This window comes from Neobacillus camarae (assembly GCF_054950115.1).
Genome location: NZ_JBUCKX010000002.1, coordinates 466419 through 491312, shown reverse-complemented (window position 1 = coordinate 491312; position 24894 = coordinate 466419). Strand labels below are relative to the sequence as shown.

General features: G+C 42.7%; 28 protein-coding genes. 16 read left to right on the top strand and 12 right to left on the bottom strand.

What is annotated here, in order from left to right:
- Window positions 1-170 precede the first annotated feature (170 nt).
- Genes ACY8D0_RS10095 through ACY8D0_RS10075 form a run of 5 tightly spaced genes read right to left on the bottom strand, consistent with a single transcriptional unit; the run spans window position 171 to window position 6590 of the window.
- Complete coding sequence (locus ACY8D0_RS10095; RefSeq protein WP_462410382.1) at window positions 171-1010, bottom strand: WYL domain-containing protein; 840 nt, start codon at window positions 1008-1010, stop codon at window positions 171-173.
- Window positions 1003-2313: a helix-turn-helix transcriptional regulator gene (locus tag ACY8D0_RS10090; protein ID WP_462410381.1), complete on the bottom strand. Its 1311-nt coding sequence runs from the start codon at window positions 2311-2313 to the stop codon at window positions 1003-1005. The genes ACY8D0_RS10095 and ACY8D0_RS10090 overlap by 8 nt, the downstream gene beginning before the upstream one ends.
- A 60-nt stretch (window positions 2314-2373) precedes the next feature.
- Window positions 2374-3384: an MORN repeat-containing protein gene (locus ACY8D0_RS10085; RefSeq protein WP_462410380.1), complete on the bottom strand. Its 1011-nt coding sequence runs from the start codon at window positions 3382-3384 to the stop codon at window positions 2374-2376.
- A gap of 28 nt (window positions 3385-3412) precedes the next feature.
- On the bottom strand, window positions 3413-5101 hold the full coding sequence (locus ACY8D0_RS10080) for a hypothetical protein (protein ID WP_462410379.1): 1689 nt from the start codon (window positions 5099-5101) through the stop codon (window positions 3413-3415).
- A complete protein-coding gene (locus tag ACY8D0_RS10075) occupies window positions 5088-6590 on the bottom strand; it encodes a hypothetical protein (RefSeq protein ID WP_462410378.1) in 1503 nt (500 codons plus the stop codon). Before ACY8D0_RS10075 ends, ACY8D0_RS10080 begins: the two co-directional genes overlap by 14 nt.
- A 468-nt stretch (window positions 6591-7058) precedes the next feature.
- On the opposite strand from ACY8D0_RS10075, the gene ACY8D0_RS10070 reads away from it, so the two are divergent.
- From ACY8D0_RS10070 to ACY8D0_RS10050, 5 genes are all read left to right on the top strand, one after another.
- Entirely contained in the window at window positions 7059-7277 is a 219-nt protein-coding gene (locus tag ACY8D0_RS10070; protein ID WP_462410377.1) for a DUF1659 domain-containing protein, read from the top strand.
- A gap of 37 nt (window positions 7278-7314) precedes the next feature.
- Window positions 7315-7533, top strand: a complete 219-nt coding sequence (locus ACY8D0_RS10065; protein ID WP_462410376.1) for a DUF2922 domain-containing protein — start codon at window positions 7315-7317, stop codon at window positions 7531-7533.
- Between the two features lie 79 nt (window positions 7534-7612).
- Entirely contained in the window at window positions 7613-7750 is a 138-nt protein-coding gene (locus tag ACY8D0_RS10060) for a YvrJ family protein (protein ID WP_462410375.1), read from the top strand.
- Between the two features lie 734 nt (window positions 7751-8484).
- A complete protein-coding gene (locus ACY8D0_RS10055) occupies window positions 8485-9060 on the top strand; it encodes an ImmA/IrrE family metallo-endopeptidase (protein ID WP_462410374.1) in 576 nt (191 codons plus the stop codon).
- 2 nt (window positions 9061-9062) lie between these two features.
- Window positions 9063-9491 (top strand): hypothetical protein, encoded by a 429-nt coding sequence (locus ACY8D0_RS10050; protein WP_462410373.1) that lies wholly within the window; start codon window positions 9063-9065, stop codon window positions 9489-9491.
- A 143-nt stretch (window positions 9492-9634) separates the two neighbouring features.
- Here ACY8D0_RS10050 and ACY8D0_RS10045 read toward each other — a convergent pair whose 3' ends face one another.
- The gene (locus ACY8D0_RS10045) at window positions 9635-10582 is read right to left on the bottom strand and encodes an NUMOD3 domain-containing DNA-binding protein (RefSeq protein WP_462410372.1); all 948 of its coding nucleotides are present in this window, start codon (window positions 10580-10582) and stop codon (window positions 9635-9637) included.
- 82 nt (window positions 10583-10664) lie between these two features.
- Between ACY8D0_RS10045 and ACY8D0_RS10040 the strand changes: the two genes are divergently transcribed.
- Window positions 10665-10865 (top strand): DUF2922 domain-containing protein, encoded by a 201-nt coding sequence (locus ACY8D0_RS10040; RefSeq protein ID WP_462410371.1) that lies wholly within the window; start codon window positions 10665-10667, stop codon window positions 10863-10865.
- A gap of 81 nt (window positions 10866-10946) precedes the next feature.
- Window positions 10947-11084 (top strand): YvrJ family protein, encoded by a 138-nt coding sequence (locus ACY8D0_RS10035; RefSeq protein ID WP_042462125.1) that lies wholly within the window; start codon window positions 10947-10949, stop codon window positions 11082-11084.
- A gap of 128 nt (window positions 11085-11212) precedes the next feature.
- Here the strand turns inward: ACY8D0_RS10035 and ACY8D0_RS10030 are convergent, their stop codons facing one another.
- Complete coding sequence (locus ACY8D0_RS10030; RefSeq protein WP_462410370.1) at window positions 11213-11659, bottom strand: VanZ family protein; 447 nt, start codon at window positions 11657-11659, stop codon at window positions 11213-11215.
- A 19-nt stretch (window positions 11660-11678) separates the two neighbouring features.
- Window positions 11679-12284 carry a DUF7686 domain-containing protein gene (locus ACY8D0_RS10025; protein ID WP_462410369.1) on the bottom strand — a complete coding sequence of 202 codons (606 nt, stop codon included), beginning with the start codon at window positions 12282-12284 and terminating at the stop codon, window positions 11679-11681.
- Between the two features lie 796 nt (window positions 12285-13080).
- On the opposite strand from ACY8D0_RS10025, the gene ACY8D0_RS10020 reads away from it, so the two are divergent.
- From ACY8D0_RS10020 to ACY8D0_RS09990, 7 genes are all read left to right on the top strand, one after another.
- The gene (locus ACY8D0_RS10020) at window positions 13081-13911 is read left to right on the top strand and encodes a hypothetical protein (protein WP_462410368.1); all 831 of its coding nucleotides are present in this window, start codon (window positions 13081-13083) and stop codon (window positions 13909-13911) included.
- A gap of 529 nt (window positions 13912-14440) precedes the next feature.
- The gene (locus ACY8D0_RS10015; RefSeq protein ID WP_462410367.1) at window positions 14441-15010 is read left to right on the top strand and encodes a competence protein ComK; all 570 of its coding nucleotides are present in this window, start codon (window positions 14441-14443) and stop codon (window positions 15008-15010) included.
- A 42-nt stretch (window positions 15011-15052) separates the two neighbouring features.
- A complete protein-coding gene (locus ACY8D0_RS10010) occupies window positions 15053-15340 on the top strand; it encodes a helix-turn-helix domain-containing protein (RefSeq protein WP_462410366.1) in 288 nt (95 codons plus the stop codon).
- Between the two features lie 119 nt (window positions 15341-15459).
- A complete protein-coding gene (locus tag ACY8D0_RS10005) occupies window positions 15460-16296 on the top strand; it encodes a conserved phage C-terminal domain-containing protein (protein ID WP_462410365.1) in 837 nt (278 codons plus the stop codon).
- On the top strand, window positions 16289-16624 hold the full coding sequence (locus tag ACY8D0_RS10000; protein ID WP_462410364.1) for a replicative helicase loader/inhibitor: 336 nt from the start codon (window positions 16289-16291) through the stop codon (window positions 16622-16624). Before ACY8D0_RS10005 ends, ACY8D0_RS10000 begins: the two co-directional genes overlap by 8 nt.
- Before the next feature lie 79 nt (window positions 16625-16703).
- Window positions 16704-18020 (top strand): replicative DNA helicase, encoded by a 1317-nt coding sequence (gene dnaB / locus ACY8D0_RS09995; RefSeq protein ID WP_462410363.1) that lies wholly within the window; start codon window positions 16704-16706, stop codon window positions 18018-18020.
- A gap of 283 nt (window positions 18021-18303) precedes the next feature.
- Entirely contained in the window at window positions 18304-18552 is a 249-nt protein-coding gene (locus ACY8D0_RS09990) for a helix-turn-helix domain-containing protein (protein WP_462410362.1), read from the top strand.
- Between the two features lie 227 nt (window positions 18553-18779).
- Here the strand turns inward: ACY8D0_RS09990 and ACY8D0_RS09985 are convergent, their stop codons facing one another.
- Entirely contained in the window at window positions 18780-19313 is a 534-nt protein-coding gene (locus ACY8D0_RS09985) for a hypothetical protein (RefSeq protein ID WP_462410361.1), read from the bottom strand.
- 438 nt (window positions 19314-19751) lie between these two features.
- Between ACY8D0_RS09985 and ACY8D0_RS09980 the strand changes: the two genes are divergently transcribed.
- On the top strand, window positions 19752-19922 hold the full coding sequence (locus ACY8D0_RS09980) for a hypothetical protein (RefSeq protein ID WP_462410360.1): 171 nt from the start codon (window positions 19752-19754) through the stop codon (window positions 19920-19922).
- A 51-nt stretch (window positions 19923-19973) separates the two neighbouring features.
- Here ACY8D0_RS09980 and istB read toward each other — a convergent pair whose 3' ends face one another.
- Entirely contained in the window at window positions 19974-20693 is a 720-nt protein-coding gene (gene istB / locus ACY8D0_RS09975) for an IS21-like element helper ATPase IstB (protein WP_462408544.1), read from the bottom strand.
- Complete coding sequence (gene istA / locus ACY8D0_RS09970) at window positions 20693-22195, bottom strand: IS21 family transposase (RefSeq protein WP_462408543.1); 1503 nt, start codon at window positions 22193-22195, stop codon at window positions 20693-20695. The genes istB and istA overlap by 1 nt, the downstream gene beginning before the upstream one ends.
- Window positions 22196-22347: 152 nt before the next feature.
- Here istA and ACY8D0_RS09965 point away from each other — a divergent pair, with 152 nt between their 5' ends.
- Window positions 22348-22731 (top strand): OB-fold protein, encoded by a 384-nt coding sequence (locus ACY8D0_RS09965; RefSeq protein WP_462410359.1) that lies wholly within the window; start codon window positions 22348-22350, stop codon window positions 22729-22731.
- Window positions 22732-23339: 608 nt separating this feature from the next.
- Here ACY8D0_RS09965 and ACY8D0_RS09960 read toward each other — a convergent pair.
- Window positions 23340-24122, bottom strand: coding sequence for a prohibitin family protein (locus tag ACY8D0_RS09960; RefSeq protein WP_462411339.1), 783 nt, complete (start codon window positions 24120-24122; stop codon window positions 23340-23342).
- Window positions 24123-24894: the final 772 nt, after the last annotated feature.

Genomic DNA, 24894 nt, shown 5'->3' with positions numbered 1-24894 from the left:
TTTTTAGGTAGAATGCTTTTATAAAAAAAAAGCCACTACAAAGCAGATTGTCACCTGCTTTATAGCGGCTTGAATTTGATGGTTTGGTTGGCTTATAACACAGAAAGATTGATAACCCTACTCTAACGGATAGCCCGACGCTCCCTAAAAAAGCAAGCGGCAAACACTCTTCACTCGCCATACCGCTTTAATGCATCGATGGCAGTCTTCTGGAGCATGCGTCTCAGTTCCTCAGGTTCTTTTACGACCACCCGTTTCCCCAGAAATCGCAGCTTCTGCAGCAAATCATATTTTTCCGTCTCCCGGTAATAGACGATAATCTCGAAATGATGCTCTTCTTCGTCATAGACAATTTCTTTGTCAAAACAGGAAAAAGCATAGAAAATACGGTGGCGATGCTGATCGACGGACGATTCATCCAGGGTCTTCGGATTTAGCGCAATCGTCGCCTGCCGCTTCCCCCCGTCCACCAGCTGTTCTGCCAACCCCAGATACGCCCGATACTCCGCTTCACTGCATTTTTTCCAGCAAATATCCAACAGATGGGGCAAAGGAGTCGAAATCAGATAATCCACATCATGTTGTTTTTTTACCCAAAGCACATACCATTGTTGTTTTTGTACATAAAATTCAAGCTTATACGGAAAGCCCTCTGCCCCCTCTATCACGTCCCCATCATTCAGCCGGTAGGAAAGAAGGAAGGCCTGTTTATTGGCCATGCCATGGCGAAGCCGCTGGTGAATCGAGGCAATATCGTCTTGCTGTCCCAGTGGCTTGGAGGTTCCTTTTTCAACAATGAGGGAAGGGTCGGATTCTACGATTTCAGCTAAGAGTGGCTCCAATTTTTCCATTGTTTCTCCTTTGAAAAACAAGGTCGCCGCCTCATTCTGCAGCGCGGCTTTGAGCCAGCGCTTTTCATGGTTGGAGATGGGCAGCATGAACTCATTCGTGTCTCCCATCATTTCCTTCAGGCTTTTTTTCAGCTGGTGGCTATGAATTTTTTCAAACATCAGCATACTCCTCCGCCAACAGTCTCCACTCCGCGATCAACTCTTCCCGCAAATCCTTCGGGGCCACTACCTCGGCACTCGAACCAAAGCTCCGAATCCACGGCTTGATCTCCCGGGTTCCGTTGACCTGGATTTCATAGAGGAAGAAATCCTCCCCCTCTTCGGTAATTTTCCCCCACTGGCCTTGCCGCTCCACTCTTTCGCGGATAAAATTCCGTTGCGGCTGGGAAGGTTCAAAGTAAAATTTCACGTGGACCGTTACGGGCGGATCCGTGCCCAATAGCCAGCTCTTGTCCAGTTGGCCGGTGATTTGCCCGGCCGTCCATGCAGGCAACTCCCCTATGCGTTCACCGAGCCCGATGTCCGCGATTCCTTCCAGCTTCAAAATCCGATAGCTCTCTTCCCCTTCCTTCACGCCCAGAAAATACCACCGGCCATATTGGTGATCATAGAGCAGGCGTAAAGGAATGAGTTTCATAAGCTCCGGCTTGTCGGGCTCATCGGTTGCAACATGGGCCCGCTTTTTGGCATCCTTCGGATAGTAGCGGAGCTTTACATATTTGTTCCCCTCAAGGGCGTATAGCAGCTGCATGCACTTATATTCATCCAAAATTCTGCCGAAGTTGATGTACTTGTAGGAATATATATCCAGCCTGGGGGCTGCATCCGCCGCTTGGCAGGCCAGATATTCTTTTACGATATCAAGCAAAAAGTATCCCGGCACCGACAAACTGGCCGTATTGGAGACGTAGTGGACAAACCCGTACAAATCCAGCAGTTCCCCGGTGGTGAGCGCCTCGAGAAGACGATGGTCGAGTTTATATTGGTAGGGCTTTTTCGCCTTCGTTTTATAAACGACCCCCAGCCGCTCCAGTTCCGCAAAGCTCCGGTCGAACGATCGGGAAAAGGCATTGTCGACCACCAGGTGATGACGCTTGTTTACCTCCCGGACCACCTCTTCCTTCGTCATCGCCTTTTGGGACAGCAATGAAAACATGTCGGTGAGGCGCTCCAGTTCAATCGGGCGAAGCGCCTTATTTTGCCGGTAGAATGCCATCAACACATTTTCGTTATACTGGTAGGCATCATACTTAAGCCTGGCATAGCTGAATTTTTTCCGCCTTGTGGACTCCACATAATCCGCTTCAACCTGCTCCTCGAGCTCTTGCTGGAATCGCGGAAAAAATTTATCGTAGAAATATTTCTCCTTCATACCCAAGAGACCAGCAAGCTGCTTCTTGTTATAGGCGTTCCCCTCAATAAATAAAAACCGGAACATCTCTTCTTCCTTCCGGAAATCCACGGTCAACCGCCCTCCTTTCCTCCAGGTGACAAGCACCGTCCAAATACTGGAAGGTGCCTGTCACCTTATGTGGTCCATGCTGCCCTTGAACCAGACTTCCCCGTTTTTCGTGTAAAACTCCCCATATCCCAGCTTGATGACGGGTTTGCCGTCGAAGTATATCCAGGGGTCCGCATCCAATTCCGGGGTCCTGATGTCATCGGACCATTGGGGCACATGGTCATATAGCATATTTAGTTTTTCGATGCTTCCCTTCACTTCGCCATGAAACCTCAGGTGGCCTTCCTCATCATAGAACGACCCCACCCCATAGGGGTCACCGTCCTTCATCTCTCCCTCATACCAAAGATACTTCCGGTTCTTGGTCATATCGGGAAGCTCCGCGAGACGCCGCCGGGTTTGCACAGCCTGCCAACATTCCCTCTGGAAGTGGTCCGCATCGGTCGTTTTCGAAACGTCGGGTTCCATCATGAAAATCCTGCCCTTACCGTCCGGGACATTATCCTTCCACTCGCCCACATACCACGAAAACGGGATCCAGTCATAGATATAAGGGTCCTCCGTATCCTCATTGGCACGGCCAAACCTCTTAATGCAGTAGCCTAAGCCGGAAATGGCGCCTTCTGACCATTCACCAACGTAATACGAGCCGTCCGGATAATAGGCGCTCCCAAACCCGTCATATTGCCCCTGCTTCAGCTCCCCCTCATACGCTAACGACCCATCATGGTAATAAAATTTTCCTTGCCCGTGGGGGAGGCCGTCCTTCCACATCCCTTTGTAGAGATTCCCTTTTTTAAAAGTATAGGTGCCCAATCCGCGGGGAATGCCTTCCTTTTCTTCCCCCTCGTACCACTCGCCATCGGCAAACCGGAAGGTGGCGGCATCCCCGTTGCGGGTTAGTTCCGCCTCTTCCCAAACCGGATTCATCTCAAAGGAATCAAACTCAATAGCATCCCCATCGATCAGCTCCCTTAGATAATTCTCTGTGTTTAAAAAACGGTTCATGACAGCATCCCCTTTTTCCAATGATAGATGGATTCCTTTGCCAGCGACACCCCGACCCCGCAACACGCTAAACCCCAAAGCCGTCCCTACGTTAAACCTGGCACCCTTCAGGCTGCAGCAGCTGTTCAAACGTCCGTATGTATAATTGCGTGAACAAATCGTTCTCCTTCCGCTTCTGGAAGATTAGCCGGTTGATGAAGGTGTAATCATATTTCACATTGATGATATTCGCTTGGAAGCTCCCAAAACTAATTGAACACATCCCATACCAAAGCATGATGTGCAAATCATGCACCGTACAGTCGTCCAGATCTTTGCCGATATCCTTCAAGACATCATAAAGATTGACTGACATCGAAAGATATACTTTTTCCTGCTTCTCATAGTGCCTGATCATGCGCTGACGGAGCTGGTCGAACTGCTGGTTCAATTTAATCTCGTTGTTTTGCAGGCTTTGCTGGAGCCGGACCTGTTTCTGTTCCTTCTCCTCAGCCGAAAGTGGTTCCACTACCTGTAGAAGAATTTCCTCGTAAGGCACAACCGGAAAGCTTTCCGTTAAGTTATTCAAGCGGAAATAGCTGCGCAAGGCGACCAACAAGAAAAAGGCCACATCACTTTCGGTAAACTCGATAAGCTTGTTATGGGCACTCCAGTTCCGCAGCAACTTCATAATCGAAAAATAAGTGCGGTCCTTATAGCCCTGTTCCTTGTCACTGTCGACTTGGCTGTACTTATTGACGGACACGGCCCCTTCCCAATCATGGGCGATAAACCGGATGATTTGCTTATAAATATTCTTTTTCACAGGGCCGTCCGGTTCATGAAGCGGCAGCATTTCTTTTAAAGCCAGCAGCAAGCCTTGGAAGTACTCCTTTGAAAACAAGCGCTCCCCACGTTGATCTTCCTGCTCGTCCAGGTCCCGATTCTTCTTCGGCAGATAAAACGCCCGCTCAAACCGCAGAAAGGAAGGATTCTCATCCATTTTTTCACACAAATACTCGCAGGCACTAACCACACCGTAACGGAGCAAGTAGTAGGGGGTTTGCCGTTCCTTTAGCCAACCTTTGAAGTCGTTAAATTCCCCCTTCACTTCCTTGTTGTACCCATCAGGGGATTTAATCCCTGTTTTGGAAAAGTTCTCATCCCATTTCCCATAAATATCTTCATTTTTAAAAGAAGACTCCGAAAACTTAACCAGCCGTTTTTCCGTGTCCACCACGTATTGATACGCTTCCACGGTGTTTCCTTGCTCGACAGACGCCATAAATCCATCGGCAATATCGGCAAAATCGGGCTCATCCATGAACTCGTTGATTTCGTCCAATAATTCCCCGTATTCAATCCAAACGTTCTCCTTATGGAATCCATGCTCCTCCAAAAAACGGCGCAACACGCTGAACCGCGTTTCCTCCTCCGCATATTTGTAACCTGTCAGGAAACACACCCGATCCCGGGGAAACCCTTTATGCAATAAATACAAATACACGTAAAAACCGGCATTGTCCTTCAGCTCCCGTTTGCCGATATCTTGGAACTGCCGATTTGGATGGAGGTATTCCCCCATAATCTTCTGGACTTCCTCCGATTCCACTTCACCAAGCTCCAGATTGATATCCAGCAAAACCGTATCGAAAGTGCCGTACTCTTCTTTTATATACAACAACGCATCCGCAAAATCCCTGACCACATGGACATACGTTTGATCGAAATCGTATTTATCCATCGTCTGGCGCCCGGAGTCAAAATCCTCCACCCATAAAATCTTTTTATAACCCGCCATATTTTCTCAGTTCCCCCCGTGCAATCAATAAATTGGCTTTTAGCATAAGCTGGATTTCATAGTCATGCTTCCGGTTCTCCGTCTCCATGAAGGAGGTGGCAAACTCCTTATTAACATCCCGGTTGACCATCTCCAGAAGCGACTTCATGGAATCCAAGCCCTCTTCTGTTCCCGAACTGACCGGATAGTCCGGCTTTTTATTTCGAAGGGACAGTGCCAAAAACGGCGTCCCGTTTATGTTGGTCCCCTCCAGGCTGACCGAAATGGCATCCCCCTTGGATTTGCTGGCGTAAGTGAAGGCATTGCGGAACAGTTCGGTAAAAATCTCAATCAGAAGCGCATAGGCTCCGCCCTCCTCCTTGAGGAGACGGACCAGCGGCCACGGTCCGGCGACAAGCGTTTCTATTGGGACAAGCTCTTTTGAGACAAACCCCAACAAGTCCCCCTTCTCATCCATCAACAGTTTTCCCAGCTGTTCCGTAATGGGGCCAATATCCACTCCCTGTTTTTGGAATTCATCCAGTATCCGTTGATCCCGCTTCGAACGGGTCCGTTCGTCCGAGAAAAAAATTTTAAACAAGACGATTTCCAGGCTATCGCGGATGACCTGTTGAATCGTTCCCGCCTCCTTGTCTTTGGCGGCAGCAATCCCTTTTCGCACATGGAGCTGCACTTGATGGAAGTCATCGGAATGGCGGAGCTGGAGCATGACACTCTGCTGGCCAAGAAGCGTCTCATTTTGGTAGGCCCGGCGCAAAATCATCGCCTCATTTGAAAATTGCCCCACTTCCACCAGCGAATTGACCACCCTTTGGATGGTGTGCGGCAGCAGCAAATTGGACCAATTGTGGGCATACCGTTTGACCATATCCTCATTCCTTTGCCGTTGCTTCTCCATCTCCTTATTCAACTCATAAATCATATGGGCCGGGTCATGGATGAAATCGGGACGGTAGCGGACATATTTTTTGGAGAAGCCTTGCTTCCGATTCTCAGGCGCCAGCAGGTCATAGTACTTCATAAACTGGCGGTAATCCTTTAGCGCCGAAAAATACACGGCCATGTAATAGTCCAAAAGCTCATAGCGGCCGCCTGCCTGAATCGCTTTTTCCATCTCCTTCACGGCCCCCGCCATGTCATTCTCACAATACAATGTAATAGACCGGACCACAGGATGGAGAACTTCCCGGAACTCGGTATCCTTCACAAGCTCCAATAAATGGTCAAAGGGCGGGGCGAACTTGGCGCTCATCGCTGAATAAAGGCGCGGTTCTTTTGCCGATTCCTTCCGTTTTCGATTGGGTACGTAATTATCTTGCTTGGCATTCGAAAAGTTGTACGCAAACGCACTCATATAGGAGAGCAATGCCTCCCGGTCACGCACTTCCGTAATAATGTCCACGAGAACATGAACCGCTTCATAAAACAAATTCCGTTCCAAAAGCACGACCATCTTCTTTAACCGAGGATCCTCAGTATGAAAAATCAAATCGTTTCCCCTCACTTTTTTAATCTATATTCATGTTATCATTGTGCCGTAAAAGCCCAAAGAGAAAACCGCCACAAGAAGGGGGAATGTCCAGTCTGATTAGGATTGGCCCCTTGGGCACCGGGGAAGAAGTCCTATAGTAAGATTATAGCAATTAGTTTAGTTGAAAAATATCTCAATATAATGAAGCCAAAAAAGGGATGGTTCGCTTAATCCTGACCGGATACACGAACCATCCCTCAACACATATGAACTTCCCATAATTCAGGTGGTGCCTGCCACCTGGTTTAATCTGGATGGTGCCTGTCACCCTAAATAGTATAAAAATTTTTCCGAATTTTTAGTGGATTTTATGGTTGAACCATTCACCAAACAAGAGTCATCAAGCTCGGTACCACCTATTTTTCCTTCCACCTGTCCTTTTCACCTTTAAATCTATATATAAAAGGTGAAAGGAGGTGAGGCGACATGGCACAAGGATTACTCGAAACCACAAAGCTTCGTTTAGTTTTTCAAACTGGGATGGACGATGAGGGCAAGCCAATCGTGCGGTCCAAGACATTCAGTAATGTCACAAAGTCGGCCACTGTTGACCAGTTGTGGCAAGCTGCCACTGCTCTCTCTGTTTTGTGTAACGACCAGTTAAACAAAGTCGAGCGCAATGACAGTTCAGAAATTATCGCTTAATGACGCGTGAAAAATCTAACGATGGGAGGTGAAAAAAATGGCAAAAACACTGGAATTGGAGTTTGGCACAGAGTTTGGAAAGACAGCACGCCTTACGATTGAAAATCCGAAGGAACCGGTCGATGAGGAAGTCGTCAAGCTGTCCATGGCGCAAATCATTGCTTCTGACATATTCGTATCGAGCACCGGCAAGCTGGTTGCGGCGAAAGGAGCAAAAGTGATCGACCGCAATGTGGTGGAGTATGAGCTTGCTTAAGGTGCAATAAACGGAGAGGCCGGATTCAACAGAAACCGGCCTTTTTTATTAAAAGAATAGTAGAAAGGAGTGAACGCTTGTGGAACAGATCATTCCGCTCATCAGCGAGGTGGGCTTCCCCATCGTGGTGACCCTTTATTTGCTTTACCGGATTGAGTCTAAGCTAGATTTAGTGGTCTCGTCGATCCAAAGTCTTCCCGAACGAATGAAAGGGTGATGCAACATCCCGGCAAAGACTTGTTTTTACTCTATGGCTACAGCTCAATTTGAGGTGATAGCCATAGAGTGGAAAACAAAAATTGTCGGGGCGTAATAAGCAACGTCATTGTCCTCATAGTCTCTTCAAGAAGAAGATGGTTTAACCACACTTTTAACCTTTCTACTCTATTAATTATTATTTAATGAGGTGACAGAACAACCAACCTCTATAAGTCTTGACCTTCTCCATTTGGAATTTAGAAAATTGAAATTCAGCGGATCCCCAGGGATTAAAAGTTGGTCATCATAGCGTTACCTGGCACGTCCTGCTTCTTCTTGGGGAATTATGTTATCATACAAAAATAAAACATTTTGATGAAGCAAAGACTGGCCAGGGTGTGGAGTCACCACCCATAACACGAGTTAATTTACCACGGGCAATTTAATATAAGTCTTTGTAGCAGTATAGGCTTAATTGTTTATGCCAGCAGCTTTTGGGGGTAGTTGACGACTTTTAGATAGATGTTTGCTATTTGAAAATTCTTAGGATATAAACTATATATTTGGAAGGATATAACTTTATATTGTCGAAATATAAATATATGAAAAGCGAAAAAAGTGTAAATTAACAATTTCATACTAGACTTTTTTTATTTTCTTAGTTAAGATTGTCGTTGATATCTTACTTTAACGGTTATTATTCTATGACAATGGGCATAAAGATTATTAACCTGTATTAAGGGGAGATATCCCATGAAAAAGATATATAATATCCAGGATTTTAAAAAAGGGGTGAGGCATATGTCCAAAGTAAAGGAAGCAACTAATGCAACTAATCCAGAAGAAAAAGCTAAAGAAGTTCTTGCAAATAATACTAATGGATCAATCCCGGTGAACCCCGTAATTATTGCGCAGAATAATCATATAAGTGTTAAATATGCTGAATTTACTGAACCAAATATTTCAGGAATGCTTGAAATCACTAATAATGATGAAGCTACGATATATGTGAAGCATAATGATCATACCAATAGAAAAAGGTTTACTATAGCACATGAATTAGGTCACTATTTTTTACATTATACAAAAAACAATTTATATGTAGATCGTGAACTAAGTTTCTTTAGAAATAACCCTGACTTTTCCTCTAGAGATATTGAAATAGAGGCCAATAAATTTGCGGCAGCTTTATTAATGCCGGCTGATCGTGTTAAACGAGAATGGGAAATTAGGAAGAACCCTACTGTTGATGAGCTTGCTGCTCTTTTTGGTGTATCTATTTCCGCAATGGGTAATCGTATAATTAACATCGGGATAAATAGAGGATAATTATGATGGGAAATCCTTCACCAAGAACAGATATCGAGGAAAAGTCAGAATTTTTAAAGGAAACACTCGGGAATGTTTCTGCATCTGATGTAGAAGTAATTAATTCCTACCAAGCTGCTCAAGATCAAAGCTATAAAATAAGAACAGTAATTACAACATGGAAGGAACAGCAAACACAAGAAAGAAAAATGCGAAGAAATATTGCTTACTTTATCTTGTCTGCTCTTTTTATAGAAGTAATTGCTGGAAATGTTTATCTTTGGAACATTGGTTCTGGGAAGCTTAAATTATCTGAGTGGGTAACAAACATCTTTTTTGCTGGGTTGTTCTCTCAAGTTGCTGCTATGGCAACTATTGTTATAAGAAATTTATTTCCAAAACCTCAAAAAGATCACTCAGCATCAATAGCCGAATTAATAGAGAAACTGTAATTTACTAGCTCATATAATCTAAAACTGAAGACACCTGAATTTGATAACATTCAGGTGTTCTTTATCCTTCCATAAAAGGTCTGTATTAGCTCGGTGATTATAATAATACTACATAACGAAATGCATATCGGTACTATCAATGGTCATTTATTCAAGAATTCCATAATTTTTGGTAAGGGATTATTATTTATCTCGGTCTCACTTAGTCTTAATATCCTGTACCCATTATCCATTAAAAATGAATCCCTTCGTCTATCCTTTGCTTTTTTCTCTGGTGCGCTATGCCAACGCTCACCATCTGCCTCAATAATCTTTTTCCCATTATGAATATAAAAATCAACTATTGAACGGCTTATGATAAATTGCTCTTCAAACTCAACACCTATCTCAGTAAGAACATCTGCAACTTTTTGCTCCAATGATGTTCTACCTTTACTTCCCGAGAGACCATCAAGTAATCTTGTAACATATTCTGGGTCATTTGCCCATTTGTACTTTGAAATGTCTGATAATTTTTTTCTGGTGGCTTCTGATAACTTCCTACCAGTAAACAATTCAGATAAGTGCTGTTTATGTTTTTCAGATAATGGAATTCCTTTTCTATTTTCTGATATTTTCTTCTTGGTTTCTTGACTGTGGGTTCTTCCATAAAAGGGATGATTCTCTCCCTTTATGGCCTGGGATATTCTTTGCTTGTGATTATAAGTTAGTTTTCTTCCTTTAAAGGCTGCGCCAATTTTTTGCCTTGTTTCTAAGGAATGTGATGGACGGCCCGCCATTTTCTGTTGGAATGATAGGTCACTTGCCCAAAGTTTTTTTAAAGTAGCCGATATATTAGGGTTCTTTTTTCCAACTAAGCACGCCGAATAACATTCATGAGAACAGTACTTTTTTGTTTTCCAATATTCCCAAGTTTCCCTTTTTTGCTTTGAAAATGTAATACCACAATTTTCGCAGGTTTTTTCGTTCGGTATACCCACATTTTTTTTTAGGTTAGAACATACCTTACTGCAATAGACTCTTCCCCTTATATGTGAAGGGGACCTTCTAACAAGTTTGCCACATGATTCACAGACTTTTGTTTCTCGCATATTGATTCCTCCAAAATTACTCCTTAATAATTGCCGGGAAGAAGATACCTCCGTTTGAGCACAACTAGTACAAATTAATTTTATGCGAGATTATCTTCTAATAAACTCATTTAAAATAAGTTTTTCTATTAATCCGAAGGAGCCAATCGACGAAGAAGTCGTCAAGCTATCCATGGCGCAAATCATTGCTTCTGACATATTCGTATCGAGCACCGGCAAGCTGGTTGCGGCGAAAGGAGCAAAAGTGATCGACCGCAATGTCGTGGAGTATGAGCTTGCTTAAGGTGCAATAAACGGAGAGGCCGGATTCAGCAGAAACCGGCCTTTTTTATGAAGAGATTAATAGAGAAAGGAGTGAACGCTCGTGGAACAAATCATTCCGCTCATCAGCGAGGTGGGCTTCCCCATCGTGGTGACCCTTTATTTGCTTTACCGGATTGAGTCTAAGCTCGATTTAGTGGTCCAGTCGATCCAAAGTCTTCCTGAACGAATGAAAGGATGACGCAACATCCCGGCAAAGACTAGTTATTACTCTATGGATGCTGCTCCTTTTGGGGTGGCAGCCATTTATAGAAAAAGCTCGGCTCCCCATAAAAGCGGCAGCCGAGCTTCCTTATTTAGCAATAAAAATCAACGAGCCGCTGCCTTTTTTCTCCTATTAACGAAATAGATAATCGTCAACAGGATGAAGGCGCCAAATGAATCGATTAGGACATCCCGAAACGATGCGACCCTTCCAGGCATAAACGATTGATGGTACTCATCCGTCATCGCATAAAAGGAGGTCATCCCCCATGCCAAGATATAAGAGAACCGTTTCGCTTCCAGTGATTTAAACAATAAAAACGCAAGAATGCCGAACGCAAGAAAATGGGTTGATTTCCTCACCACTAGATTTAAAATATCAATCTCCTGGCTATCTGTACTTGGCGTGGTGATTGCCTTATGTTGCGTTTCCACTACTTTGTGGATTGCTTTTGAGGTGTTTTCCCCAGTAAAATAGGGCAGCTGCGTAACGCAAAAAATACCTATCATCCAAACAATCGCCGCTATTACCCACTTCTTCTGCTTCGTCACTATGCCATCCCCTTGCTGCCTAATTGTCTGATTCCTCATCCACATCATCTGTTATATCGTACATCTTTATCTTCATTCGAAAGCCTTCATATGACATAATCATCTTGCCAACTTCCTCCCACGTGAAAGGCTTGCCATCGATGATAACAAGTGGCGTACCGTCAGAAGTCTCATCATGCTCAATATAACCTATTATCTGATCACCTATCATGGAGTAGTAAGCGTGTCCATTCGGGTAAACGTTGGTCCCTACGTGTTGCTTGGCTAGTCCTTTTCGTGTTTTTGCCATTAATTTAGTAAATAAATCTAGCTGATCACAGTCTAATTCACCATGTACAGCAAATCTGTAGCCAAATTCATTCGCTTCCGCTGCTTCCAAGTAGACTCCATTGGGATGAATCCGCCGATCCACATGAAATGTCCGACTCATTCCCTGAGCATCCTTCCATGAAAAAGTATCTGGCAGCTGCTCTAATTTCATATCAAGCTCCTCAGCCATGAGTTCATTATAACAATTAGAACATAAATGCATGCTAATCGATTCCATACCTAATACAATCTTCGCTTCAGCTAATTCACAGCGCTCACACAAATTCATGTTGTCACCTGCATCGTTTTCTTCCATTTTACCATCCAGCCATTACCGGTACCAATCCAAAACGGAATCATCATAGTGTTTTGCCATTTAAACAATCGATTGATTAAATAGGCCAAAAACCCCGGTACAAAGGAATTATGAACCAGAAATACAGATGAATATTGTCATATAAATAATTGTTTGTTTTAAAAGGCGAAAAGAGCCTTTTTAAAAAAGTTTTTTCTAATTTTCTTATCTGGATTTTGTCGAAAAATCAGGTAATGGCTTACGGATTCTCCTTGTTTTCAACAAATGCCGAATGAAACTTGAAGAATGATGTCTAATGGAAGGCATCAGGAATGAATCAAACATTTAATTGATTCCGTAAGATTCATTGGTACAGCTGACTTTCACTCGATTAAAAGGTATGGAAATTGTCATTTATTCAAACGTTTGTTTAAAATTGCCACAAAGTCGCTTGGCTGAAGGTTTCTCCCCCCATTAATAGAGGCGAAAAATGGCACTACGATTAGGTGATGCCCCCTTAGGTAAAACACCAGTATTGGTATCGATTCAGAGTCTTCTCGAACGAATGAGGGGACAACAAGTAACCCGGCAACTTCTAATCTAGGGCTGCAGCCCCTCTTGGGGGAGGTGCTTCATGTTCAAAAAAGGCCTGAAATAGGCCAATAAGTTTATTTAGGGACCAGTTCTCAAGAACAAGGATGTGGAATGTCTATTTTTCCAAGGTACATTATGTCAATTAAAGAGTGTCAAAACAAAAATTTTTATTATAGTGATATGATTAGAAGTGCATCTAAGAATAGATTTATAGGGGGATCATATGAAAAAGGGTAAAGTATATCTATTACTTTTACTAGCATCATTATTCATTTCAGTGGTAACAGGGTGTGGAAATACAGAGACTAGCACCCAAAAAGAACAACCAGTTTCGAGTGAAGAAGGAAAAAAAGCGAAAGCAGAAATTATGGCAAAACTACAAGATGCCAAAAACTATAATAAACAGATTGAGGAACAAGTCGGATATTTAACAAGGGAAGAATATACTGATTTCAGTAATGATGTGAACCTGATTGCATACGGAATCGGTACTGAGACTAGAATTGAATACAACGATGATGAGGATATCCAAAAGTCCTTGGACACCCTGGATGAACTGGTGAACCAGCTTTCTGATCAAGAAGCATTAAAAGCCAAAAAATTGATGAATTCTAGCCAAGCCATATACACCATAGCTATTCAGGAGGACCTAAATAGTGCGATGAAAGCAATAGATTTAACAAGTAGTGATAATAACTTGAACAGTTTTATCAGTAACAGTAATCAACTTACTGATTCTAGTGAAATCACAAAAGAAGTCGATTCTACCATCGATTCGATTAAATCCGAAGAATGGTTTTTGGATAACGTAAAAAAAGCGGCTGCTAAATATTCCACCAATTTCTCAGATAAGGAATTATCGTTACTGAATGGGACTACGGACAGCTTAACTTCGTCAGTGAATAAACAGATTCATATACTAGAACAACTGAAGCCAGGAGCCATTGAAGATGGGTCTTCGCCAGACGAACAACTGAACAGTGCGATGACCGATTATAATGATGCGGAGACAAATGTAACGAAATTAGAAGATGGTCTTAAACTAAATGAATAGGGAGTACTAGACAGAGAGGAGATTTCCTCTCTGTTCTTTTTGGAAGAACAACCTCGATATAAAAGAAAACACTACCGACTAGGATTCCAGAAATAATTTGAATAAAAGGTTCCCCCTTCAATTAACTAGAGCGTCAACAGGGATATCCCCCTGATAAGACCACGTCCCTCTGCATCACAAAAAAACAAAAATCAAATTTGAAATAAAAGAATACGTTTTGATACCGATTTTGGCTTTAAAATTGATTTTTTGTGATTCGCTTAACCCATTCTGTAACGAGATCCTGTATATACCGGACATGGGCAAACCACTGAAGGGTGGCACCATATATGGGGTTATCATCCTAGTCATCTCCATAGCCTCCACTGAAGCACAAAACCATCCCTCAGTTTCAATTGTCAAAGATTTGTCAAGAAGCAGCGCGAATAAAGTCGGAATTTGTACTTTAGTCCGTGGAATCGCTTACAAAACTATTGTTAAATAATGTCGGGAGGATAAAATACATATTCTTTTAGGAGTGGATGATCCATTGACGACTCAAAAAAGTTATTTTGTCGAGAGAAAAATGATATTAATGACAGGGGAATATAATCCATTCGGAAAGCTGTGCACCCGGGTCGTGTCCGGGGCTTCAGCTTTTCTTGTAGACCGGACTCCGTTGCAGCTTTTGGACGATACGTTAACATCCATCGGTTTTGACTTGAAAGGTGCTGTCACTGGGGCCAAGTCCATACTGGATAAGAAGGCCAAATGCCCAATTATTGTGAATCCCTATTTGGGGATTTGCCTGTTTCCAACTGAATCTCCCCAAAATGCAGATTGCATTTGGTTTAATCCCAAACATATCGTGAAAACCACTGGTTTCGGCAAAAACACCGTAGTAGAAATGAGCAACGGCTACACGATGATCGTGGATTCCAAAGTAACGGCCTTTAATGACAAAATACAAAAAGCACAACAATTACTCACTCTATCAGCCAAAAGAGGCATCCATCCAAACGCAGCCATCAACGATCACACTCCAAAGAAAAACGATCCATTCACCAGAGAGAAATCCGGAAAATATCCGTTTGACCAATTGGAAGAAGAGCAAAAGTAAAGGTTCCAGCAGACAACTTCAATGTTCAAAGGAGAATGCATATTGGAAAATTCCCCAAATGTTCAGTTCGGAAAAGCCCTTAGAAAAAAGCGAAAGGACCTCGGACTGACACAAGAGGAACTAGCAGATCGTTGCTTGCTGGATCCCTCCTACATCAGTTTATTAGAAAGGGATCGGAAAAAACCAGGCTTAAATACCATCATTATCCTGTCAAGATGCTTTGAAATAAAACCTTCAGAGTTCTTCAAAGAAATCGAAGATGACCCTGAAAACAACTGGTTAAAAGATATCGGTTTAACGACAGCACCAAGTACTCAGCCCTCCACCTGACAATAAGCACTTAATTTTTTTTATATTGCTTTTTCAAAGGGTGGGACCGGCATGCAAACGCCAACTAGCACCACCCTCTTTTTTATGGCATTCTATTATGACTTCCAGGAGGAAAATTTATGAGCAAATTATTAATTGACGAAGCTCCCATCATGATCATCCCTTCCCTTGCTGCAAAAATTGGCCTGAACGAAGCCATCGTGCTCCAGCAGATTCATTATTGGGTCCAAACGAGTTCCCATGTGATTGAAGGGAAAAGATGGATTTACAATACCTATAAGGAGTGGCAAAAACAAATGCCATTTTGGTCAGAAAGCACCATTAAACGAATCATTCTTTCACTGGAAGAGCGTGGGTTCCTGCTATCCGCCAATTGGAATAAGATAAAGCTGGATAAAACCAAGTGGTACACGATTGATTATCAACGGGTGGAATCACTTGCGAAAGTCCCCGCCAGCGACACAACACAGTTGCAAGCGGAACCGGACCCTTTCGAGATTTCCGTACCATCGTCAGTTCAAGCTGACCCATCGGAGATTTTAGAATGGGCCATAGGAGAAAGCGAGTTGACCCAAGCAATACCAGAGATTACTTCAGAGATTACAACAGAGAAAATACTCCCTATTGTCGACATTGTCGACTACCTCAATGAACAAACGAACGCTAACTACAAATCAACAACCAAGAAGACCCGACAGCTAATTAAAGCCAGATGCAAGGAAGGCTTTACCTTGAAGGACTTTAAGAAAGTGATTGACCTCAAGACAGTTGAATGGCTGAATGATCGCCATATGAGCCAATACCTAAGACCAGAAACATTGTTCGGAACCAAGTTCGAAGCCTACCTGAACCAAAAATCAACAGGGACTCCTTACTTCGAGCCATCCCGCGGTGTCCCCATTACCGCACGAAGAGGCACTACGTACCAAGAGGAGGATTTTGATTTAGATGATTAAGCGGGAGACATTTGAGCTATTAAAGACGATTAGCAACTTTTATGAGCAGTTTATCGTGAGTCAGGAAAAAGTCGACCTGTGGCATGAAGTGTTAAAAGCCTATCCGTCCGAAGAGGTCCTGGAAAACCTGTTTGCCTTTGTCAAACAATCACCTTATCCGCCAAAAATAGCCGACCTGCTACCGAAACCATCGGGCGCTATGACAGTCCCTAGCGCCGGCGAAACCAAAATCATCATCACCACCGGACAGAAACCGGCATGTGAAGCGGTGGTTCAACGGGAGCTGGCCCGCATGAGAGCGATTTTGGGAATCCAACGAACGCAATAAGCTGAGGATGCTTGATCCTATCTGAGAAAAATCACAGGACATTTTCTAGCATTCTCATGCCTAACAGGAGGTAAAAAACATGGAATATGTGACACCAGATCCCTCTGCATGCTTCAACCAGGAAGCGGAGGAGGCGTTCATAGGGGCGTTCTTTTTAGAAAAAGAGTTAGTGAAGGAAGCCACGATCAAACCGGAGCAGCTCTATTTATCGAATTTGCGGTTTATCTACTCCGTCATCCGCAGCCTGGATGAGAAAGGAAAGCCAATCGACTTTATTTCCTTTATCGACGAACTGGGAGCCGACCGCCTGCAAGAGCTTGGCGGAGTCAGCTACCTGACACGGCTGGCCGGGGGTGTGCCATCCACCGCCAACTTTCACTTTTATGAGCAGACCATTCGAGAACATGCGCAAAAACGAAAAACGGTTCAGATTGCCTCCCGCCTCATCGACGAGGCTAAAGGCAATGATATCCGCAAAACCATCCATAATGGGATTCAGGAGCTGATGGAGATCCATGACTATCTAACTGACGAGGACACGGGCAGCATTACCCCTTCCTTGGTCGATTTGTTCATGGACTGTGAAACAGATTGGGGCGACATCGTTGGCATCCCATCCGGATTTTCCAACTTGGACAAACTGACTGGCGGCTTCCAAGAATCCGATTTAGTGATTATTGGGGCGCGTCCGAGCATGGGAAAAACCGCATTCGCCCTGAATCTTGCCTTTCGTGCCGCTAAGCAGGACATCAGCCTGATTTTTTCCCTAGAGATGTCAAAAAAGCAGTTGCTGAAGCGGATAGCCGGGTTCTCCGGCTTGATTGATAGCCGGAAGTTGAAGAACCCGAAAAAAGATTTTCATGAGGAAGATTGGCAGCATTTGACTGAAACAATCGGAGCACTATCCAAGCTGAACCTCCATATCTTTGACCGGGCCGGGATGGATATCTCTTATATTTGGACAAAGGTCCGTAAAGCTCGACGAGAGTATGGTCAAGACCGTAGAATGCTGGTCGTGGTTGATTACCTCCAACTGATTGAAGGCGACCGAAGCCTCAAACAAAACCGACAGGCCGAAATCAATGAAATTTCAAGATCGCTGAAAACCATGGCTAAGGAACTAAACGTGACAGTAATCGCCTTGTCCCAGCTGAGCCGAGGCGTTGAAAGCCGCCAAGACAAGCGTCCGATTCTATCGGACCTGCGGGAAAGTGGACAGATTGAGCAGGATGCCGACCTCATCGCCTTCCTGTACCGGGATGATTACTACACGAAAGATACTCCATACCGGAATAAGGTTGAAGTAATACTTGCCAAGCATCGTAATGGCCCGACCGGTACCATCGAACTTGGCTTTCATAAGGAATTTGGTTTGTTTGCCCATTTGGAGACCTGAATTCATTGGGATGGCTCTCCTAGCTTTTTGCCAGGCATTATTCCATGGTTTTCCGGATTCAACTGGCGGATCACGCACGCTGAATTGCGGATAGAGGAATTCAACTCACGGGTAACATACGCCAACTTGCGGACAGGCGGTTTGCATTTGCGTTATAGCAAATAAAATGCTGTCTCGCCACCCCTTTTTTCACTATTTTTTCATAAAATCTCGAAATGAGGACTGTAGCCTGTAGAGTGATACCCCTTCTAATTATCTAATGGTTTTAAAAAGGAGGATTTCCTTGGCCATTTACATAGGTAATGTTTTAAGAAGGCGGCGCAAAGCCAAAGGGATGTCACAAGAAAAACTTGCCCTTGAATCCGGTTTGGATCGCTCCTATATTGGGGACCTCGAAAGAAATGAAAAATCTCCCTCTCTGGATACGGTCTATAAAATCTCAAGAGCATTAGAAATATTGCCTCATGAGTTTATTAAAGAAGTCCACGAAGCCGGTGAGGATTATAACCTATCTGAAGATGAAGAAGATTAGCGAATCCATGGGGGACAGTTTCCCTGGCTTAATGCCACAAGAAACGTCCCCCAGGGTCTTTATGTATGGACTACTGGTCATCTAAATCAAACGTTTGATTTTATTTGCTGGAAACACTGATTTCTAAAGAGAAAACCCCGGATCCCGGGTGCAGCTATTGTAATTGGCTCACCTGTTAACCGCCAGGCAGCGGAATTATTAATTCGTATCATTTTCCTTACCAACTTTTACTTTGCGTTATGTATCCCTGCTCGCAAATCGAGAACTTTCCTTTTCATTTCCCATTTTTTGTATTCCGGCTCCAAGAAAATCGTGAGCAATTCTTCAATTACTTTCCTACTTTCAATTAGATTAGAAGGAAGGGGAAAGAAATAGATTGTTAGCTTCCCTTGATGTTCTCTTATTTTGAAAAAATCAGAGCGATAATCGGTTCGGATATCGATTTTGTTCATATGCCGAATTAATCGATTAGCTATGTTCCTTCTGCTCTCTCCGATATAAAGAATGGTTTTTTGTTTGGCGACCATATAGATTCCACCTACCCCTTTTCCTACCTCTTCACGAATCTTTCTTTTTACTTCAGCAGATTGCTGGCGCGAAGACTTAGTATTTAGAACGATATTGAATGTTTTCCAATTATGATTGGTTATAGGATGTATCTCTAGTTCCGTTAGAACTTTTTCTATCGCCTCTTTTAAATTGAAATCATTATTGCTGACAAAATCTGAGCTAGTCATTTTTAAAGTTTTATCATTTGCCATGGTTTCTTCGGCCCTTCCGTTACTATTTGTGCCTATATTTTATTATTGAAAAAAAGGTTCCTATAGGAACAAATTTTAGATTCTATGAATATTATATTGCTTCGGAGATAGAGTTTTACTTTTATAGGCCCCTTTAGCAAACCCCTTTATGATCTTGATTAACTTTCGTATGTTATCCGTATTGTCAAAGACAAGCAATATCATTAAAACTTTGTTTAATAATACCCTAAAGACAGGATTATCTATCGTCCATAGTTATCAGTTAAATAAAGCAACGGTTATTTACTCTTTTATACGTGCAAAACTTCCGATTGCCGTTTCCCCCTAGGTATTGTAAAACGGATAGTAAAAATTAACTATTTCTAATATACTATTAATTGGGCAATAAGAACGAGTCAGTCTGGAGTAAGGAAGAAAATTGAATAAGGAGAACAGCAGATGATTTTAATTCTAGTTAGTGGGGCAGCCGCATTGCTTTGTCTCTATCTCGTAGTAGACCTATTGAAGGAGGAAAAAAGGCAATCTAGTGACGGCAAGAACGATTCCTCTATTGGCGGTCTGGCTATCGGTTTCCTCATCTTTGCCGGCATGTTTGTATTTGGCAAGTAAAAAATGCATTAAACGGCAATTAAAAATGTATCCACTTTGCCAACATTCATTTTAAGCTTTTAGTAAAGATTCTTTATAGCGATGACTATCACCATTGAACACTACTAGGTGAGAATGATGAATCAGTCGGTCGATGACTGCCTCCGTCAAAATGGGATCACCAAAGACGTGATTCCATTGACCAAACTGAAGATTAGTCGTGATAATAATGCTCTTTGCTTCGTAACACATCGAAATAACCTGGAACAGTAATTCTCCACCTTGTTTATGCAGCGGTATGTAGCCCAGCTCATCAAGGATCAGGCAGTCCAGCTTCTCGATTTGCTTAAACAATTTAATAAGTGTTCCTTTTTCATTTGCTTCAAGAAGCCGATTTACCAGCCCTGCAACGGTATAGAACTTTACTGACTTGCCAAACCTTTGTATGGCATTTAAGCCAATCAATGTTGCCAAGTAAGTTTTGCCGGCACCCACTCCGCCGTAAAAAATGGCATTCTCCTGTCGTTCAATAAATTCCCCGTTTAATAGACTGTCCTTAGTCATTCCTGCCGGAATTTGTACCTCATTCCAGTCAAAAGGCTTGCCCTGTACTTTTGGAAGTGTAGCCTGGGTTAATAGTAGATTGGTCCTGCGTTCTTCACGTTGCTGGAGTTCCGCTTCAAAAATCTTTAATAAATACTCCTCATGGGTCGCAGCTTTTACTTCATGGAAATGCTCTTTAATCCAGCTAAGCTTTAACCTCTTTGCGTAGGTCTGAATTTCCCCGTTCATTATGCATCGCCCCCTTTATGAAGCTGATCATAACGATTGAGCCCTCGCGTTGCTTCAGGCAGGGAAGGAAGCGTCATTTTCGGTTTTATTTCTTTCCGGATTCCACGGCCATTGATAAGCTGATAGAATACTTGTTTTATGGCATCCACGGAGGGATGCCCGTGTTCAGATGCGGTGACAAGCGCTTTTGTTATAAGACTGAAATCATGCTCTTTCAAAATTAGCGATAATAGTTTCAATGCTTCTGACTTTTCTGCCACAGTACAGGATTGAAAATAGTTTTTCCATTCTTCCGGCAGCTGATCAAAGAAACTGGTGTATTTAAGTGCCGTAGGGCGTTTGGCCATTAAGTTCAAATAAGGCTGCCACTTCATTGATTTTCGATATTGACCATAAAGCCTTGAATGCTTAACTACTAGAAGATTCTCCTCATTCAGAATCTCCACCGAGTTGTATGAAATCTTTACGAGAACCTCTTTTAGCGCGTATCTCGGCGAAGTCGAATATAGATTGAGGTCCACCTTCACATAACCGTATTTATCAGCTTTTAGGGTCTCATATCTTACACATTCGTATTCCTTTGCCGGTAATAGTAAGAAGGCGGCCTTATCCTCCTCAAACAATTCAGAAATTACTCGATCCTTCTGATAATGCTTCCTTTGACGATCTTTCTCGGCCTTTCCCCATAATTCCTTATTTAACTCATCTAATTCAATCACATGGAGCCCTGGTAGAAGAAAGTTATTCCTAACATACTTGACCATTGCCTCCACATGTCCTTTTTCATTTCCGCTGGCGGGGTTACAGAATTCACATTCAAAGCCGTAATGTAAAACGAAGTTTTGGAATTCCTCTGTTAATTGCCGTTCCCCATTTGGCAATATTTTTTTAACGGCAGGTGTGAGATTATCAAAGCGAATCGCTTTTGGCACTCCTCCCATATAATGAAATACTCTCTTTAAACCTTCTAGGAAACACTCTTTATTCTGTGAAGGAAAGACTTGAAAATAAAAGCCATTGCTATTTGGAAATGACATCACAAGAAACGGAAGAACAATTTCATCCCCTCCATAAATAAATGGGGCCTCACCAAAATCCACCTGTGCTGTTCCAGGAATGGACTCAAGTGGTAGTGCTGCTTGATCCGCCTCGTTTACTAATTCTTCTTTTCTCCTAGAAACATAATCACGAACAGTTCTATCAGAACCCTTAAAATCATACTGATCTTTTAACAAATCCCATATTCTCTTAGCTGTTCTACGAAACTTCTTTTTCTTCTTTAAATCCTCCTTAAGCCAATCGTCAATTATTGGCTTCACTGGCCCTAAAACCTTTGATACTCTTGTTTGTTTCTCCTTCGGCTGTTCGTTAAAGTCTTCCTTATCCGCATACTTCTTAACTGTTCTGGGATCTAATCCCATTCTTTTAGCTACATTTGAATACCCGCAGCCTTTATTATTAACCTGTTGTCTGATATACTTGATTTCGGCCACTGCCAACATCTCCTTAATACCTCCTGCACGACTTTGTCCCAACAGGAAGTGTATGTGTATTTTGGAATGTTGACAAGTGGTTTTTTTAATTTATGCAGGCCCCCGGGGGCCTGCATAAATTAAGTGCCATACCCTACATATTTAGAATGCCATAAACAGGCATGTTGGTCTATGGCATCTATAGAATAGGAACCCCTGATGTCGAGAACAAACTGACCAATATCATAGTCTCAGCGAATGAAATATACGAAGACTACAGCTCGAACGAGGTTTCAGCAGAAAGCCGATATGATGATAATGTTGTCGAAATCACCGGTGAGGTAGCTAAAGTTAGCAGGACCTGGCTGATGGGTACTATTCTTCAGGAAAGCACCGTTTATCTAGACGGAGGAAGTGGCTATATCCACGTAATCGTACAAGACCAACATAAGGGCGAAATCACCAATCTAGCAACTGGTGATCTCATTACCATCAAAGGGAAGGTGGATGGTTTCAGGGGCGGCGGTCTAATCATTAAAAAAGGATCGATTCTACCAACCAATTAAAAGGAAAATAAGCGCAAGGATTTTAATAAATTCAAAGTATGGCAATCGTACTTTATTGCTAGATATATCAAACATCCCATCAAAGCCCAAGGAGAAAATTTAATGAATAATCATTTAGAACCAGAATCCACTCAAACTAATAAAAGACCCTTCTATAAAAATAGTCTGAAGAAGTCTTTAAACAGTTAGTGGATTACTATGTAAGTGATGATGAGAATTCAAATTCACAAAAATATGGAACTAGTAACGGAATTACATATGTACAGTTAGATCGAGAAAAAACGAATTACAGTTTTTTTATGACGTCTTTACAATAAGATTCAGCAAATTAATATTTATTTAAATTGAAAGCTCCTATCAATACACAATGTAATAAAGAGGAGCTTTCTATTATTGTATAAGCGTAAAGTAATCCTCACCGGACATTCTGAGGGGGCTATTTTACGCTGGTGACACCACAGGGACGGTTCTACTGGCTACGTTACCACATTGGCAGTTCTCGTGGCTCTTTTGCTTTCGAGGCATTGATGGCGCAGGGACAGTTCCCACGTCCAACTATACATCAGTTGATAAAAAGAACCACAAGAACCGTCCCCCTGGCATCTGATCTATTGCTTCTCAAGCCCGTTAACATCGATGAATGGTGTTGCGCCTCCTGTTACACTCGGGAGGCGTCCGTCCCATTTTTCCAAGGCTTTTTCCTGGACCTCGATTTGTTTCAATTGAATTAGTTCTGGGGTGACTTCTTGTTTCTTTAGCCGCAGCGATTCAGCTTCAGCCTGGGCTTGTGCCACCTTTTGCTCCGCTTCAATTTTGACTCTTTCGAGATCCCGTTGGGCGCGCAGGGCATTTTGCTCTGCGGTTTGTTTCGATTCAATGGCTTTATTAAACTCTTCACTAAACGCAAATTCCTTAATATTAATATCCTCAAGCAGCATATAGTATTTTGTTAATTTATTCGCCAGTATTTCCTTCACTTTCGCTGATACCTCGGGACGTTTTGAGATTAATTCCTCTGCCGTGTACTGGGCGGTAACTGCCTTCAGTGCTTCGGCAATAGCAGGGTCCACAATGCGGGTGCGGTAATCCATTCCAATTTCCTGATAGAGTTTATTGACCGCTTCGGGATCAACCGAATAGTTGACCGCGACCTTTGTTGTGACCATTTGAAGATCCTTTGAGGATGCCGACTGGGAACTTTCCTCCTTCTGAACCCGAACCTCAATTTGTTGAACGGATTGGACAAATGGTATCCTAAAATGAAGACCCTCCGATAAAATGGTCGGCTTAACGGCTCCCAATTGCACCAGCACACCCCTGTTCCCAGATTCGACAGTGGTTACCGAAGCAAATCCCACAACAACAATTACTAACGCAATGAGACCAATCATAATCGATTTTGTATATTTCACATCGTACCCCCCCTTTAAAAATTCCCACCATTAAACAAATATGAAAACAAGAGCGACTTTATACACACAGTCATAAAAGGGCATCAACAACCTGCTTAAAACACAAACTTCCATGGCCATAAAGTACCTTTCCACTCTGCTATATCATCTGTTCCTTTCGTACATCTTGAACTAGAACTGAATGGATTCCCGTCAATAATAACCAGTGGTGTATCCTCGGAAGTCAATTCAATGGTCAGGTACCATCCCTAATCAGAATTCGCTGTAAACAAATGATTAATTAAATACGCCAAATAACCCGGTACAAAAGGATTTTGCATCTTAAATAGAGTAGAATATCGGCAATCAAACAAACGATTGTTTAAAACGGGGAAAAGCCCCCTCAAATTGAGGTTTTATCTGATTTTTAAATCCATATTTTGCTGAAAAGCTAGGTATTTTCGGACCAACCATTCTTGTTTTCAACAAATACTGATGAATCGTAAGAAATGTTGTCTAACGGCAGCCCTCGAAAATAAAACAACCATTTGATTAAATTTGCCGGATGCACGGGTATAGAAGACCTTCATTCGAAAAATTGACATGAATATTGTCAGTCAAACAAAGGTTTGATTACAAGTGCCACAAAGGAGCTTGGATTAAGGTTTCCCCCATCTTAGCATAGGAGAAAAATGTCAATTTATTAAAGTTCACTTTTCTATTCGGGGCGGGGCTCCGTTCCCAAGTAAACTATGACAATACTTATCCTTTC